The sequence below is a fragment of the Streptomyces sp. NPDC048106 genome (assembly GCF_040706415.1).
Lineage (GTDB): Bacteria > Actinomycetota > Actinomycetes > Streptomycetales > Streptomycetaceae > Streptomyces.
The window spans coordinates 196,221-212,175 of record NZ_JBEZND010000009.1 but is presented as its reverse complement, the minus strand read 5'-3'; the positions used below and the strand labels follow the sequence as shown (position 1 = coordinate 212,175).

General features: G+C 74.5%; 13 protein-coding genes. 7 read left to right on the top strand and 6 right to left on the bottom strand.

All coding sequences use genetic code 11. The features are described from left to right. Positions 1-28: 28 nt before the first annotated feature. The 4 genes from AB0927_RS12550 to AB0927_RS12535 all read left to right on the top strand — a co-directional run bounded on the left by AB0927_RS12550 (position 29) and on the right by AB0927_RS12535 (position 4,773). Complete coding sequence (locus AB0927_RS12550) at positions 29-1,717, top strand: DUF885 domain-containing protein (RefSeq protein ID WP_366667547.1); 1,689 nt, start codon at positions 29-31, stop codon at positions 1,715-1,717. 145 nt (positions 1,718-1,862) lie between these two features. Then, positions 1,863-2,108 carry a ferredoxin gene (locus AB0927_RS12545; RefSeq protein WP_366667546.1) on the top strand — a complete coding sequence of 82 codons (246 nt, stop codon included), beginning with the start codon at positions 1,863-1,865 and terminating at the stop codon, positions 2,106-2,108. Then, positions 2,098-3,489 (top strand): FAD/NAD(P)-binding oxidoreductase, encoded by a 1,392-nt coding sequence (locus tag AB0927_RS12540; protein WP_366667545.1) that lies wholly within the window; start codon positions 2,098-2,100, stop codon positions 3,487-3,489. The genes AB0927_RS12545 and AB0927_RS12540 overlap by 11 nt, the downstream gene beginning before the upstream one ends. 42 nt (positions 3,490-3,531) lie before the next feature. Continuing rightward, entirely contained in the window at positions 3,532-4,773 is a 1,242-nt protein-coding gene (locus tag AB0927_RS12535; RefSeq protein WP_366667544.1) for a cytochrome P450, read from the top strand. A gap of 7 nt (positions 4,774-4,780) precedes the next feature. Here AB0927_RS12535 and AB0927_RS12530 read toward each other — a convergent pair whose 3' ends face one another. The 4 genes from AB0927_RS12530 to AB0927_RS12515 form a co-directional block, all read right to left on the bottom strand. Beyond that, a complete protein-coding gene (locus tag AB0927_RS12530; RefSeq protein ID WP_366667543.1) occupies positions 4,781-5,293 on the bottom strand; it encodes an immunity 21 family protein in 513 nt (170 codons plus the stop codon). A 43-nt stretch (positions 5,294-5,336) separates the two neighbouring features. Further along, on the bottom strand, positions 5,337-8,336 hold the full coding sequence (locus AB0927_RS12525) for an SMC family ATPase (protein ID WP_366667542.1): 3,000 nt from the start codon (positions 8,334-8,336) through the stop codon (positions 5,337-5,339). Beyond that, a complete protein-coding gene (locus AB0927_RS12520) occupies positions 8,333-9,496 on the bottom strand; it encodes an exonuclease SbcCD subunit D (protein ID WP_366667541.1) in 1,164 nt (387 codons plus the stop codon). The genes AB0927_RS12525 and AB0927_RS12520 overlap by 4 nt, the downstream gene beginning before the upstream one ends. 114 nt (positions 9,497-9,610) lie before the next feature. Further along, the gene (locus tag AB0927_RS12515) at positions 9,611-10,237 is read right to left on the bottom strand and encodes a YigZ family protein (RefSeq protein ID WP_366667540.1); all 627 of its coding nucleotides are present in this window, start codon (positions 10,235-10,237) and stop codon (positions 9,611-9,613) included. A gap of 331 nt (positions 10,238-10,568) precedes the next feature. On the opposite strand from AB0927_RS12515, the gene AB0927_RS12510 reads away from it, so the two are divergent. The 3 genes from AB0927_RS12510 to AB0927_RS12500 all read left to right on the top strand — a co-directional run bounded on the left by AB0927_RS12510 (position 10,569) and on the right by AB0927_RS12500 (position 14,557). Beyond that, entirely contained in the window at positions 10,569-11,684 is a 1,116-nt protein-coding gene (locus AB0927_RS12510; protein ID WP_366667539.1) for a cytochrome P450, read from the top strand. Between the two features lie 63 nt (positions 11,685-11,747). Next, positions 11,748-13,172: an MFS transporter gene (locus tag AB0927_RS12505; RefSeq protein WP_366667538.1), complete on the top strand. Its 1,425-nt coding sequence runs from the start codon at positions 11,748-11,750 to the stop codon at positions 13,170-13,172. A gap of 107 nt (positions 13,173-13,279) precedes the next feature. Further along, positions 13,280-14,557 carry a phenylacetate--CoA ligase family protein gene (locus AB0927_RS12500; RefSeq protein ID WP_366667537.1) on the top strand — a complete coding sequence of 426 codons (1,278 nt, stop codon included), beginning with the start codon at positions 13,280-13,282 and terminating at the stop codon, positions 14,555-14,557. 37 nt (positions 14,558-14,594) lie between these two features. Here AB0927_RS12500 and AB0927_RS12495 read toward each other — a convergent pair whose 3' ends face one another. Next, positions 14,595-15,140 (bottom strand): histidine phosphatase family protein, encoded by a 546-nt coding sequence (locus tag AB0927_RS12495; protein ID WP_366667536.1) that lies wholly within the window; start codon positions 15,138-15,140, stop codon positions 14,595-14,597. Then, entirely contained in the window at positions 15,137-15,865 is a 729-nt protein-coding gene (locus tag AB0927_RS12490; protein WP_366667535.1) for a hypothetical protein, read from the bottom strand. Before AB0927_RS12490 ends, AB0927_RS12495 begins: the two co-directional genes overlap by 4 nt. Between the last annotated feature and the right edge of the window lie 90 nt (positions 15,866-15,955).

Here is a 15,955-nt window from a genome sequence, read left to right as displayed (position 1 = left end):
GGATCGCTCTCGTACGAGGATGGGCGGCATGTCTGAGATCAACACCCCGCTGCCCCGCCAGGTCGCCGACGCGTACGTCGACGACCTCATCGCCCTCGACCCGGTGACCGGTACCTACCTCGGCGTCCCGGAGAGTTCGCGCGCGCTGCCCGACTACTCGCCCGCGGGCCAGGAGGCACTCGCGGAGCTGTCCCGGGCCACCCTGGCCAAGCTGGCCGAGGCGGAGCGCCGGCCCGGCGCCGACAGCGACGTGGAGCGGCGCTGCGGGCGGCTGCTGCGGGAGCGGCTGACCGCCGAACTCGCGGTGCACGAGGCCCAGGAACACCTGCGCGCCGTCGGCAACATGCACACGCCCGGCCACTCGGTGCGGGACATCTTCACGGTGATGCCGGCCGAGACCGAGGAGGACTGGGCGGCGATCGCCGAGCGGCTGCGGGCGGTGCCGGGCGCGCTCGCCGGCTACCGCGAGTCGCTCCGACTCGGCCTGGACCGCAAGCTGTTCGCGGCGCCGCGGCCGACCGAGACCTTCATCGGGCAGCTCACCGAGTGGATCGACACGGACGGCAAGGGCCGTGGCTGGTACGAGGAGTTCGCCGCCGCGGGGCCCGACGCGCTGCGCGCGGAGCTGGACGAGGCGGCCCGCTCCGCCACCGCCGCCCTGACCGAACTGCGCGACTGGCTGCGGGAGGTGTACGCGCCGGCCGTGGCGGACGCCCCGAACGTGGTGGGCCGGGAGCGGTACGCGCGCTGGGCGCGTTACTTCAACGGCACCGACCTGGACCTGGACGAGGCGTACGCGTACGGCTGGTCGGAGTTCCACCGCATCCTCGGCGAGATGAGGCGCGAGGCGGAGCGGATCCTGCCCGGCGCCGAGACCCCCTGGGTGGCGCTGGCGCACCTGGACGAGCACGGCCGGCACATCGGCCTGGACGAGGTCCGCGAGTGGCTCCAGGGCCTGATGGACCGGGCGATCGCGGACCTGGACGGCACCCACTTCGAACTCGCCGAGCGGGTGCGGCGGGTGGAGTCGCGCATCGCCCCGCCCGGCGGCGCGGCGGCCCCGTACTACACCAGCCCCTCGGAGGACTTCTCCCGGCCCGGCCGCACCTGGCTGCCCACCATGGGCCTGGACCGCTTCCCGGTCTACGACCTCGTGTCGACCTGGTACCACGAGGGCGTGCCCGGCCACCATCTCCAGCTCGCGCAGTGGACGCACGTCGCGGAGAACCTCTCCCGGTACCAGGCGTCGGTGGGCATGGTCAGCGCCAACGCCGAGGGCTGGGCGCTGTACGCGGAGCGGCTGATGGACGAGCTGGGCTACCTCGGCGACCCGGAGGAGCGCCTCGGCTACCTGGACTCGCAGATGATGCGGGCGGCCCGGGTGATCGTGGACATCGGCATGCACCTGGAGCTGGAGATCCCGGCCGACTCGCCGTTCCGCCCGGGTGAGCGCTGGACGCCGGAGCTCGCGCAGGAGTTCTTCGGCGCGCACAGCAGCCGCCCCGCGGACTTCGTGGAGAGCGAGCTCACCCGCTATCTGACGATCCCGGGCCAGGCCATCGGCTACAAGCTCGGCGAGCGGGCCTGGCTGCTGGGCCGGGAGCGGGCGCGGGAGCGGCACGGCGACTCGTTCGACCTGAAGTCCTGGCACATGGCGGCCCTCTCCCAGGGCTCCCTGGGCCTGGACGACCTGGTGGACGAACTGTCCCGCCTCTGAGCACTCCGCTCACTCGATCGGCGTGCCCGGCGCGCGGGTCACCCGGCTTCGCTCCCATGCTGGCGGACGGGGAACGACCGCCGTCCGGGCCGCCGCGCCAGCCGCGTGGGACGCGCCCCGGACCCTGGCCACCGGAAGGGCGTCGATGAGGCTCGTCGTCGATCTCAACAAGTGTCAGGGGTACGCGCAGTGCGCGTTCCTCGCGCCGGACGTCTTCGCCATGCACGGCGAGGAGTCGCTGGTCTACGACCCGCAGCCCGACCACGAGCAGCGCGAGCGGCTGGCGCGGGCCGTGGCCGCCTGCCCGGTGCAGGCGATCACGGCCGACGGGGTGGACGCGGACGGCCCGGACGTCGCTTCCCGGGGCCCGGAGGCCCCCGATGGCCACTGAGGTGGTGGACCGGCTCCGGCGCGAGGGCCGGATCGCGATCGTGGGCGCCTCGCTGGCCGGGCTGCGGGCGGCCGAGACGCTGCGCGCGGAGGGCTTCGCCGGGAAGCTGACCCTGATCGGCGACGAGCCGTACGAGCCCTACGACCGCCCGCCGCTGTCCAAGGCGGTCCTGCTCGGCCGGGCGGGCCCGCACCGCACCGCGCTGCCCCGGCGCCGGGAGATCGACGCCGAGTGGCGGCTCGGCGTGGCGGCCACCGGCCTGGACCTGACGGCCCGGCGGGTGCGGCTGGCCGACGGGGACGAGGTGGAGTACGACCGGCTGCTCATCGCCACCGGGGTGCGGGCCCGGCCCTGGCCGAAGGAGTCGGAGGCCCGGCTGGAGGGCGTCTTCCTGCTGCGTACCCGGGACGACGCGGCCGGGCTGTACCAGCGGCTGCGGGCGGGTCCGCGCCGGGTGTTCGTGATCGGCGCCGGGTTCGCGGGCTGCGAGGTCGCCTCCGCGTGCCGGGAGCGGGACATCCCGGTGACGGTCGCGGAACGGGCGGGCGCGCCGCTGGTGGGCGCCCTCGGCGGGGTGGTCGGCGCGGTCGCCGCGGAGCTGATGCGCGAGCACGGCGTCGACCTGCGCACCCGGGTGACGGTGACCGCGCTGGAGGGCGACGCGGCGGGGCGGGTGCGGGCGGTCCACCTGTCCGACGAGAGCGTGGTCGAGGCGGACGTGGTGGTGGTCTCGCTGGGTTCGCTGCGCAACACCGAGTGGCTGGCCGGGTCGGGGCTCGGCGCGGGGCCCCGGGGCGTCGCCTGTGACGCGGGCTGCCGGGCCTTCGACTTCCGGGGCATCGTCACCGACGACGTGTTCGTGGCGGGCGACGTGGCGCGCTCCCCGCACGCGCTGTTCGAGTACCAGTTCCTGTCGCTCGAACACTGGGGCAACGCGGTGGCGCAGGCGGAGACGGCCGCGCACAACATGGTCTGCGACGGTGCCGACCGGCGCCCGCACCTGTGGATGCCGGCGTTCTGGTCCTCGCAGTTCGGGGTGAACATCAAGTCGGTCGGGGTGCCCCCGATGGGCGAGGAGCTGATGATCACGCAGGGTTCGACGGCCGAGCGCCGGTTCGCCGGGGTCTACGGCCACCGGGGCCGGGTGGTGGCCGCGGTGACCTTCGACAACACGCGGTGGCTGGAGTTCTACCAGCGGCAGATCGAGCGGGGCGCGCCCTTCCCGGCGGAGTACCCGACGCTGGACCGGCGCCCCGAGAACCGGCACCCGGTGCCGGCCGACTTCCCCGACCCGTCCCTGCCGACCCACGCCGCGATGGTGACTCTCAGCGGCTACTCACCGGCCGACACCCAGCTCGTCTTCCACCCCGCCCGCCACTGACCGGCCCGCCCGTACCTCCCGTACCCGCCCCGAGGACCCGTCATGACGCAAGACTCGCTCGTGCACCGGATCACCGACTTCGCCAACCGCGCCGACCCCTACCCGGTCTACCGGGAGCTTCGCCGGACGCCGGTGCTGCACGAGGAGGAGGGCGGCCCCTACGTCATCAGCTCCTACTGGGACATCGAGGCGCTGCTGCACGACCCGCGGGTCAGCTCCGACGCGGCCAACCTGGCGGCCGCCGGGGAGGACGTGCTGCTGCGCTCGGAGGAGACGGGCGGGCTGCCGCCGTCGTTCCTGCGCCTCGACCCGCCCGAGCACGACCGGCTGCGGCGCATCGCCAACAGCGCCTTCGGGCCCCCGCACCGGCCGCACCGGATCGACGGCCTGCGGGGCGAGCTGCGGGAGATCGTCACCGGGCTGATCGACGGCATCGGGGACGCGCGGCAGGTCGATCTGGTCGACCGGTTCGCCTACCCCTTCCCGGTGACCGTGATCTGCCGGCTGCTCGGGGTGCCCCGGGAGGACGAGCCGCGCTTTCGTGCCTGGGTCGATCCGCTGGTCGCGACCCTCGACCCGGGGACGCGGCGGGAGGCGGGCGAGGACTTCGCCACGACCGCGCGCGAGGCCCGGACGCAGCTCGGCATGTACCTGGCCGGGCTGGTCGAGGAGCGGGCCAGGGAGCCGCGCGACGACCTGCTGTCCGACCTGGTGAACAGCCGGGGCCCGGACGGCGCCATGACGATGATGGAAGTGCTCAGCACCTCCGTGCTGCTGCTGATCGCGGGCCACGAGACGACCGTCAACCTGATCACCAACGGCATGCTCACGCTGCTGCGCCACCCGGACGTCCTGGAGCGGCTGCGCCACGACCCGGGCCTCGCGCCCCGGCTCGTGGAGGAACTGCTGCGCTACGAGCCGCCGGTGCAGATGATCCCGCAGCGCACCTGTATCGCCGACATCGACGTGCGCGGGGTGACGATCCCCAAGGGCTCGCGGATCTGGCTGGTGCTGGCCGCGGGCAACCGGGACCCGGAGCGGTTCGCGGAGCCCGAGCGGTTCGACCCGGACCGCGAGGACATCCAGCACCTCGGCTTCGGCAGCGGCATCCACATCTGCTTCGGCGCGCCGCTGGCCCGTCTGGAGACGCAGATCGCGCTGACCGAGCTGGCCCGGCGGCTGGAGAACCCGCGCCTGGTGCAGGACCCGCCGCCGTACCGGGAGAACGCCGTGCTGCGCGGCCCCCGGCACCTGGAGATCGCCTTCGACGGGCTACGGCCCTGAGAGGTGCCTACGCGAGCCTGCTGAGCCGGACCAGCCCCACCCAGGTCTCCGGCCCCGGCTGGGCGTGGGCGACGCGCACGGCGTACGACCCGGCGGCGAGGGGCACCCTCAGGTGCGCCCGCCGGTCCGCCTCGCCGCCCGGCCGGGCCGAGTCGAACAGGACCACGGGCCCCGGCACGTCCCAGCGCAGCTCCTGCTCCCACACGGCGCTCTCCAGCGCGGCGGGGACGCCGGCCAGCAGCTCGCGCTCGGAGTCCGCGGCGGACCACCGGACGAAGGTGCCGTGCTCGGGCAGGTAGGAGGTGGCGGCCGGTTCGTCGCCGAGGACGAGGGCCGCGCTGTCGCCGACCGGGAGCAGTCCGGCGTATCCGGGGACCTCGCAGGCCCGGTCGTAGTCCGTGTCGAGCTCCTCGCTGTCGGCGCCCGCCCAGAACGGCAGGACCACCTCCGGGACGGCGATCAGCGGGCCGCCGCCCGACTCCACCCACTCCAGCACTCCGCGATCTTCAAACCGAGCCATGGGCGAAGAACCTACACGTCCGCGAAACGGCCGCCGAGGCGGGTCAGCCGACCCCCTTCTGCCGCAGCGTGGAGCCCGATCGGCCCTTGACGACCTCCAGTTGGGCGTGGACGCGGCGGCGCAGGTCGGCGACATGGCTGACGATGCCGACGCTGCGGTCGCGCTCGCGCAGGCCGTCCAGGACGTCGAGGACCTCGTCCAGGGTCTGGTCGTCCAGGCTGCCGAAGCCCTCGTCGATGAAGAGGGTGTCGAGGCGCACCCCGCCCGCCTCGTCGGTGACGACGTCGGCGAGGCCGAGGGCGAGCGCGAGGGAGGCGAAGAAGGTCTCGCCGCCGGACAGGGTGGCGGTGTCCCGCTCGCGGCCGGTCCAGGCGTCCACGACGTGCAGCCCGAGCCCGCTGCGGCCGCGGCCGCTGCGCCCGTCGGAGTGCACGAGGGTGTAGCGGCCCGAGGACATGCGCTCAAGGCGTGCGGTCGCGGCGGCGGCGACCTGTTCCAGGCGCGCGGCGAGCACGTACGACTCCAGGCGCATCTTGCGCTCGTTGTCGGCGGAGGTGCCCGCGGTGAGGGCGGCGAGCCGGGCGACCCGGTCGTACTCCTCGCGCAGCGGGGCGAGCCGGCGTGCCGCCTCGGTCGCGCGGGTGGAGAGGCGGTCCAGTTCGGCGCAGCAGCGGGCGGCGGCGTCACGGGCGGAGGCGGCCGCCCGCAGCCGCTGCTCGGCCTCGGCCGCGGCCCGCTCGGCGCCGGCCGGGTCGGCGGGCGGGCGCTGGGCGGCGGCCGCGGTGTCGGCCTCGGCCAGTACGGCGCGTACGGCGGCCTCCTCCGACTGCCGGGTGTCCAGGCGGTGTTGCAGCTCGCGGTGGGCCGCGTCGTCGAGCAGGGCGGCGGCCGCCTCCCGCGGCGTGGCGAAGCCGGCCCGGTAGGCGGCGTCGGCGAGCCGGGCGTCGGCGGCCTTGAGGCGCTGCGCGGTGTCCTCGGCCGCGCGTACGGCGTCGGCGGCCGCGGTGAGCAGCGCCGCCCGCCGCTCCAGCTCGGCGGCGCGCGCGGCCACGCTGTCGGCGGTGCCGCGCGCCTGGGTCAACTCGCCTTCCAGTTGCGTCTGTTCGCGCTCCAGGGCGTCGCGCCGGGTGAGCCGGGAGGCGGCCCGTACGGCGGCCTGCTGCCGGTCGGCGAGGCGCCGTTCGCGCTCCTGCTCGGCGCGCCGCAGCTCCTCGCGGGCGGCGTGCAGGGCGGAGGCGGCACGGTGGGCGCGGGCGTACTCCTGCTCCAACTCGGCGGCCTCGACTTCGAGTTGCGCGGTGGGCGCCTCGCCGGCCTCGGCGGTGGCGACGGCCAGGGCCTTGCCGACGTCGCCGGCGCGCCGCTCCTCGTCGGCGTGCCGCCGGTCGGCCTCCTGGGAGGCGGTGTGGGCCTGTTCCTCGGTGGCGCGGTCCACGTGTCCGGCGACCTTGCGGGCGGGCGCGGGGTGCTCGGTGGCGCCGCAGACCGCGCAGGGCTCCCCGTCGGTGAGGTGGGCGGCGAGTTCGGCGGCGATGCCGTCGAGCCGCTGTTCCTTGAGCCGGAGCCAGTGGGTGCGGGCGTCCAGGGCGTGCTGTCGGGCGTCCTGGGCCCGCCGCCGGGCCGTCTCCAGTTCGACGGCGAGGGCGTCGCGGGTGCGGGCGGCGTCCAGGCGCCCCCGCGTCGGCTCGCGCCGGGCGCCGAGCTGTTCGGCGCGGGTGGCGGCCTCCTGGGCGGTGTCGATGCGCGCCTGGAGGGCGGCGCGCGCGTCGTGCCAGCCCTCCAGCCAGGCGTCGGCCTCGCGCAGCACGTCCTCGTCGGCCCGCTCCTGACGGTCCAGTCCGGCCCGTTCCGCGGCCAGTTCGCCGATCCGCCGCTCGGCGCGCCGGGCGGCGTCCAGGCCGCCCAGTTCCTCGGCGGCGCGGCGCGCGGCGGCGGCGAGCCCGCTCGCGTCGGCCTCGGCGAGGGACGCGGGCAGCGGGCCGCGGGCGCGGGCCTCGGCGGCCTCGGCCCCGCGGTGTTCCCGCTCGGCCTCCTCCCGCAGCTCCAGCGCGGGCGCGACCGCCTCCGCCTTGCGGGAGCGCGCCATGCGCTCCTGGTCGGCCTGGTGCTCGGCGGCCCGCTCCTGGAGGCGCTCGGCGCGGCGGCGGCCCTCGGCGAACCGGCTCTGCAGGCGGGCGAGTTCGCGTATGCCGTCGAGGGTGTGGCGGGCGTCGGCGTGGGCGGACTCGGCGGCGGTGAGCCGGCTGTGGGCGACGGCCAGGCGCTCCCGCGCGGTGCTTCGGGCGACGGCGGCGGCGCCGAGCACGGCCTCGGCCAGGCCCGGGTCGCCCGGGGCCAGCTCGGGCAGCTCCATGGCGTCGGCGGCCGCCTGCTGCATGCGGTGGGCGTCGGCGAGCAGGTCCGCGTCGGCCTCGCGGACCCGGGCCTCGGCGGCGCGGCGGCGCTCGGCGAGGCGCTTCTCGACGTCGGCGAAGCGCTGGGTGTCGAAGAGGCGGCCGAGGAGCCGGCCGCGGGCCTCGGCGTCGGCGCGCAGGAAGCGGGCGAAGTCGCCCTGGGGCAGCAGCACCACCTGGCAGAACTGCTCGCGGCTCATGCCGAGCAGCTGCTCGAACTCGGCGCCGATCTCCTGGTGGGAGCGGCTGAGGTCCTTCCAGGAGCCCGCCGCGGCGTCGTACTCGCGCAGCCAGGTCTGGGCCTTGTCGACGGTGGTGCCCTTGCCGCGCAGCTTGGGCCGTTCCCAGGGCGGTTGCCGGGTGACCTCGAGACGGCGTCCGGCGACGGTGAGTTCGAGGCGGATCTCGGTGCGGGTGCGGGGCTCGGCGTGGTCGCTGCGCAGGTTCATGCCCTGGCCCGCGCCGCTCTGGCGGGCGCCGGGGACGGAGCCGTACAGCGCGTAGCAGACGGCGTCGAGGACGGAGGTCTTGCCGGCGCCGGTGGGGCCGTGCAGCAGGAAGAGCCCGGCGGCGGACAGGGCGTCGAAGTCGACGCCCTGGGTGGCGCCGAAGGGGCCGAAGGCGGTGATGTCGAGCCGGTGCAGCCTCACCTCGCCACCTCCCGCACCACGGCGTCGGCGCGGACGGCGTCGAACGCCTCGCGCAGCACGGCCGCCTCCTGCGCGTCGGGCCCGGCGCCCCGGACGTGGGCGACGAAGTCCTGGGCGATCTGCTGGTCGCCGCGGCCCGCGAGGCGCCGGGCGTAGGAGACACGGGGGTCGTCGGTGGCGCGTTCGGGGGCGAAGACCAGGCTCAGCGTGTGCGGGAAGCGTTCGGCGAGCCGGGCCATCGGCTCGGCCGGGCGGACGGCGTCGGTGAGGGTGGCCTCGACCCAGGCGTCCTCGTGGCGGTCGAGGGCCGGGTCGGCGAGGAGTTCCTCCAGGGTGCCGCGGATGCGGGCCAGCGGGCGGGGCACCGGGCAGTCGAGGCGCTCGGCGGTGACGGCGCCGTCGGCGGCGAGGTCGACCAGCCACATGCTCTTGCGGTGGCCGGCCTCGGAGAAGGAGTAGGCGAGCGGGGAGCCGGAGTAGCGCACGCGCTCGGTGAGGGTCTGGCAGCCGTGCAGATGGCCGAGGGCCACATAGTCGGCGCCGTCGAAGATCCCGGCCGGTACGGCGGCGACCCCGCCGACGGTGATGTCCCGCTCGCTGTCGCTGGCCTGGCCGCCGGTGACGAAGGCGTGGGCGAGGACGACGCAGCGGGTGCCCGCCGGGCGGGTCGCGAGGTCGGCGCGGACCCGGTCCATGGCGGCGGCGAGGACGGCCTCGTGGCCCGCCTTCTCCACCCCGAACTCGTCCTTCACCAGGGCGGGTTCGAGGTACGGCAGCCCGTAGAAGGCGACATCGCCGTGGCGGTCGGCGAGCACCACCGGGGTGGCGACGGCGGACGGCTCGGTGCGCAGATGGATGCCGGCGCGGTCGATGAGCCCCGCTCCGACGCCGAGGCGGCGGGCCGAGTCGTGGTTGCCGGAGATCATCACCGTGGGCACGCCCAGCGCGGCGAGGCGGTGCAGGGCGTCGTCGAACAGCTCGACGGCGGCGAGCGGCGGGACCGCCCGGTCGTACACGTCTCCCGACACGACCACCGCGTCCACCTCGCGCTCGCGCACGGTGGCGACGAGGTGACCGATGAACCCGGCCTGGGCCCCGAGCATGCTCACCCGGTGGAAGGCCCGCCCGAGGTGCCAGTCGGACGTGTGCAGGAGTCTCATGACTCCCGAGACTAACGGGCGGGTCCGACAACACGGCCGGTTACTCCTGAATCACCCGTCATGCCCGGGACCCCGCAAGGGGGTTATGTCTGTTTTGTCCTTGTCGTCAATATCTCAGACGTCCCCGTACGCCTCGCCGCCCGGCTCGAAGGCGGCCGTGCCCGCCGTCGCGTCGGCGAGCCAGCCCCTGAATGCCTCCACGTCGGCGTCCGGCAGGCCGATCTCGATGGTGACGGCCTCGCCGTAGCGCACGTCGCGGACCTCGCGGCCGGTGGCGCGCAGCTCGTTCTGGAGCTTGCCCGCGCGCTGGTGGTCGACGGTGACCGTGGCCAGCCGGAAGCGGCGCCGGGTGCGGGTGCCGACGGTGTCCAGGGCCTCGCCGACGGCGCCGCCGTAGGCGCGGATGAGTCCGCCGGCGCCGAGCTTGACACCGCCGTAGTAGCGGGTGACGACGGCGACGACGTAACGCATGTCGCGGCGCAGCAGCATCTGGAGCATGGGGACGCCGGCCGTGCCGCCCGGTTCGCCGTCGTCGCTGGCCTTCTGCACGGAGGCGTCGGCGCCGATGACGTACGCCCAGCAGTTGTGGGTGGCGTCGGCGTGCTCCTTGCGGACGGCCGCGACGAAGTCCTGCGCCTCCTTCTCGGTGGCGGCCGGGGCGAGGGCGCACAGGAAGCGCGAACGGTTGATCTCGGTCTCGTGCACGCCCGCGCGGGCCACTGTGCGGTACTCGTCCTGCATCCCGCCAGCCTAATCCCGGCCCGCCGGCCAGACCGCCGCCAGGCAGTCCGATCCGGCCCGGCGGGCGCCGCCACCCGCCGCCCGTGACCGGAGGTCGTACCCGCTCCGGTGGCGCAACCAAGACTGTTGCCAGGCCAGTTGAGGTGCCCTAGCATTCCGCCGGGCAGTCAGTTTGAAAGAACAACTCACCTAATCAGCGTTGTGACATGGATGGAGCTGCTGCATGCGTCAGTCGACGCTCGGGCCTGCCGAGGCAATGGCGGCACTCGGAACCCCTGAGGGGCGAGCCAACCCGTACCCCATCTACGAAGCACTGAGAAGCCGCGGTCCGGTGATCAACCTGGGCCCGCTGGCCGTGATGGTCGGCTACGAGGAGATCAACAAGGCCCTGAAGGAGCCGCTGTTCCTCTCCCCCGACCCCGCTGTGCGCGACGCGGTGCGGCCCGACTGGCGTGAGCAGCCGGCCTGGCGGTCGATCTGCACCACCATGCTCTTCCACAACGAGCCGACCCACGAGCGGCTGCGCCGCTTCTCCAGCGGACCGTTCAGCCCCGGTGTCGTCGCCGGCATGGAGCCGCTGCTGGAGCAGCTCGCCGAGGCCGCCGTCGACAAGCTGGAGAAGCTCGGCGCGGCGGGCGAGCCGGTCGACTTCATGGACAACTTCGCCTGCTGGCTGCCGCTGTCCGTCATGGGTGCGCTGCTGGGCATCCCGGTGGAGGACCACGCGAGGATCCAGCCGCTGCTGCGCCCGGTCACCGAGGGCCTCGACCCGTTCGGCGACACCTCGCGGCTGGCCGCCGCCAACCACGCGGTCGAGGAACTGGCCGCGTACTTCGCCGACCTGGTGGCCGCCCGCCGTGCCGAGCCGAAGGACGACCTGGTCACCAAGCTGACCCAGGACTTCGACAACGGCGCCGATGTCAGCGAGGACGAACTGATCGCGACCTTCATGGTCCTCCTGGTCGCCGGCACCGCCGCGCCCTTCGACATGCTCGGCAACACCATGGCGCTGGCCATCCGCAACCCCGAGCTCGCCGAGCAGGTCCGCCAGGACCCCTCGTTCGCCGCCGACTTCGTCGAGGAGGGCATCCGCCTCGACCCGGCCGTCCAGGTGCTCAACCGGGTGGCCGCCGAGGACATCGAGTTCTGCGGCGTGCCCATCGCCAAGGGCACCCCGATCCTGCTGCTGATCGCCGGCGGCAACCGCGACCCGCGCCGCTACACCGAGCCCGAGCGGTTCGACCCGCGGCGCTCCAACATCCAGCCGCTGACGTTCGGCCTGGGGGCCCACTACTGCCTCGGCTCGCCGCTGGGCCGGCTGGAGGCTGCGGTCGCCCTGAAAGCCCTGGTCCGCCGCTTCAAGAACCCGAGGATCTCCGGCGAGCCGGTCTACCGCGACCAGCTGGTCCAGCGCGGATTCGAGAAGCTGCCCGTCACCCTCGGCTGAGTTCCACAGGACCGCGCGGGGGAGCGGACCAGCCAGTCCTTGAAAGAACCGAGTTGGAGAATCATGGCCCAAGAGACATCGAACGCCGAAGAGAAGAAAACCACCACTGACCGGTTCGGCCTCGTCTTCGCACTCGTGGCCGCCGGCGTGGCGATGTCCAACCTGGACCTCTTCGTCGTCAACGTGGCCATGCCGGACATCAGCGCCGACTTCCACGGCACCGCGCTGTCGTCGCTGTCCTGGGTGCTCAACGCCTACTCGATGGTGTTCGCCGCCCTGCTGGTCCCGGCCGGAAGCATCGCGGACCGCATCGGCGCGCGGCGCGCCTACCTGCTGGGCGTGGGCTCCTTCACCGTGGCCTCGGTGCTGTGCGCCGTCGCCCCGGACGTGTGGTTCCTGGTCGGAGCGCGCGTGGTCCAGGCCGCCGGTGCCGCCTTGCTGATCCCGGCGTCGCTCGGCCTGCTGCTGGCCGCGGCGCCGCCGGAGAAGCGCACCTCCGCGGTGCGCAACTGGGCGGCGCTGAGCGGACTGGCCGCGGCGCTCGGGCCGGTCATCGGCGGCGCGCTCGCGCAGATCGACTGGCGGTGGATCTTCCTGATCAACCTGCCGATCGGTGTGCTGACCGTCGTCGGCGGTCTGCGCTCCCTGACGCACGTGCCGGGCCGCGCGGACGGCGGCAGGACCGACGTCCTGGGCGCCGCGCTGCTCACCGCGGGCATCGGCGCCGTCGCGCTGGCCCTGATCAAGGGACAGACCTGGGGCTGGTCCTCGGCGCGGCTGGTCGGCACGCTGGTGGCCGCCGTCGTCCTGCTGGCGGCCTTCCTGTGGCAGTCCTCGCGCCACCCCTCGCCGGTGCTGCCGCTGGACCTGATGGTCCTGCCGGCGCTGCGTCCCGCGATGCTCGCCAACCTGCTGTTCGCGGTGCCGTTCAGCGTCATGCTGCTGTCGGTGACGCTGTGGTGCCAGGACGTGTGGGGATGGTCGGCGCTGAGCACCGGTCTGGCCATCGCGCCCGGCCCGCTGATGGTGCCCCTGCTGTCGAAGTACGCGGGCATGGTCTCCCGGCGCATCGGCCTGGGCGCCACCGCGGCGATCGGCTGCGTGCTGTTCGGCATCGGGCTCGCCTGGTGGACGGTGGAGCTCGACGCCGCGCACCACGACTATCTGACCGCGCTGCTGCCGGGCATGCTGCTGACCGGCGTCGGGGTGTGCCTGGCGATGCCCACCCTGGTGGCGACAGCGGTCACCAAGCTGCCGCCGACCAGCTTTTCCACCGGCTCGGCCGTGGCCACCATGGCCCGGCAGGCCGGCGGTGTGGTCGGGGTGGCCGGTCTGGTCGCGGTGCTCGGCCAGCCGCACGGCACGGCGGCCGTCGTCCGCAGCTTCCAGCACGGCTGGCAGTTCGGCATGTTGACGACGGCGGCCGCCACGCTCGCCTGCTGCCTGCTGCTGCGTTCCACCAGGCCGGCCGCGCCGGCCGGCCGCTGACCGTACCGCCGCGCGCGGGCACCCCGCCGCGCTCCGGTGTCACGGAACGTCGTCCCTTGCCCACCAGCGACACAGCCGACCGCTCATGAACGCCGAGGACGTACCCCATGACGGATTACGCGCTGAACGAGATGTTCAGCTTCGCCCGCAAGCACTCCCCCTTCTACCAGGACCTGTACGCCGACCTGCCGGAGAGCGTCGACGACGTCTCGCAGCTGCCGATCATCGACCACGGGGAGTTCTGGGCCGCCAACACCCTCACCGGGAACCGGGTGCTGACGAGCCCGCTGTCCGAGGCGATCGTCTACAAGAGCGGCGGCACCACCGGCTCCCCGAAGTTCTCCTGCTACACCCGCACCGAGTGGGACCACGTCGCCAGGACACTGGGCACCGGCCTGGTCGGCATGGGGCTGCGGGACGGCCACAGGGTGGCGAACCTGTTCTACGTGGGCGAGCTGTACGCCAGCTTCTTCATGTTCCAGGACAGCCTGACGCAGGTGCCGGTGGAGACCGTCCGGCTGCCGATCGGCGGTGCGACCGCTCCCGAGGCCGCCACCCGGATGCTCGCCGAGTTCTCGGCCCAGGTGATCGGCGGTACGCCGACCACGATGTGCAGCCTCGCCGATCACCTGACCGACCGCGGTGAGACGGTGCCCTCGGTGGAGCTGATGTTCTTCGCCGGCGAGCCGGTCTTCGAGGACCAGCGGCGGCTGCTGCGCACCGCGTTCCCCAACGCGCGGATCAGCCCGGCGGCGTACGTGAGCGTCGACGCCGGCCCGCTGGGCCACCCGGTGGGCGAGGAAGGCGGCACGTTCGTCTACCGGGTGCCGCAGGACCGCGGCATCGTCCTGGAGATCGTCGACGGCGACACCGGCGAGCCGATCCGCACCAACGGCCGGCCCGGACGCATCCTCAAGACCGACCTGTACCGGCGGCTGATGCCGCTCCTGCGCTACCCGGTGGGCGACCGGGGTGAGTGGGTGGACGCCGAGCAGGGCCTCTTCCGGATACTCGGACGGCACGAGGAGGGCGCCCGCATCGGTCCGGTGACCTTGTACGTCGAGGACCTGCGCAAGGTGGTGGACGAGGCGGACGAGACCGGTGCGGTGACCGGCGTACAGATGGTCGTCCGCCGCTGGGACGGGCGTGACGGACTGGTGCTGCGGCTGGTCGCCCGGCCCGGCTTCACCGACACCGACGCCATCGCCGCCAAGGTGGTGGACCGGCTCGACAGCGCGCGAGCGATGTACGCCGAGAGCGTGGCGGCCGGCTTCATCCACCCGATGGTCATCGAGTGGACCGGCTACGACCAGCTCGCGGTGAACCGGCGCACCGGCAAGCTGCTGCGCGTGGTCGACGAGCGGCCGTCCGACGCCGCCGGGTGAGCGCACCTCGCACGCACCCGGAGCGGGCCACCGTCACCTAGGTACCGGCCCCGCCCCGGGGCACCCTGAACCAGGTCAGCAGGGCGGCCCCCGGGGCGAGGGCGGGCCAGCCGGTGCCGTGCCAGGCGAGGACGGCGACGGCGGAGGTGGGGAACTTGGCGCGCAGCCGGTCCAGGGTGTCGTCCAGGCCGTCCCCGGCCAGCGCCAGGACCAGGTCCTCCAGGCCCGGGTTGTGCCCGACGAGGAGCAGGGTCTCCACCGCGGGCGGTGTCTCGCGCACCACGTCCAGCAGGGCGGGCACGTCGGCCGTGTACAGCCGTGGTTCGTAGCGCACCGGGGGCGGGGTGCCCCATTCCGCGGAGGCGAGCTGCCAGGTCCGGCGGGCCCGTACGGCGGTGGAGCACAGGGCGAGGTCGGGCAGCAGGTCGGCCTCGGCGAGGGCGCGGCCGGCGGCGGGGGCGTCGCGCAGGCCGCGCGGTGCGAGCGGCCGACGGGGGTCGGATACGCCCTCGGGCCGGGCCGACTTGGCGTGTCTGAGCACGACGAGGCGGCGCAGCGGACCCGTGCCCGCGCGCTCCTTCACGCGAACGTCCCGATGTCACGGGTGAGTTCGAGGGCGAGCAGCCGGTCGGCGTAGGCGAACGTCTCGAACCGGGCACCGTCCGCCACCGCCGGGTCGGCCGCGACGGCGGCCAGCTCCGCCAGCACCCCCGGCATGCCGAGATCGTCCTCCCATGCCTCCTTGAGCCGCCCCCGCACCGCCTCCGGCACGGGCCGCGAGGGCTGCCGCGCCCACCCGGCCACGTCCCGCCGCCAGCCCGCCAGCCGCTCGGCGGCCCCACGCACCGCCGCCTCGTCCAGCGTCACGGTCTCCCCGTGGGGGACGGAGAGGAGGGCGAGGCGGAGGGCGGTGGGATCACCGAGCAGCGAGGGGTCGCGCAGCGGATCCCCTCCCTCACCCGCCCGCTTCACGGGCGCCACCGCCACCACCGGCCCCTCGGCCCCGGGCACGTCCTCGTCCCCGGCCACCACCCACACCACCCCCGCTCCCGGCACGTGCGCCTCCTCGAAGGGGCGGACGGCCAGGGCGTCGGCGGCGGCGGACAGCTCCGCCGGCCGGCCGGGGGCGGTCGGCCAGACCTGCAGACCGGTCAGTTCGAGGGCGCGGGCGAGGAGGTCGGCGGTGAGGAGCACCCGCAGGGACGTGAGGTCGGCCCCGGGGGCGCGGGCCTCGATACGGGTCAGGCCGCGGCGGGCGGGCGCGGCGGCGACGGGTTCACCGGTTCGGGCGTCGAGGATGCGCAGCACGGGCCGAGCGTAGGCGTGCGGACGCCCGTACGCAGGTACCGCGCGCCGGTTCCGGACACCGTGGCGGGGCGGGGAGGCGGGAATCAGCGC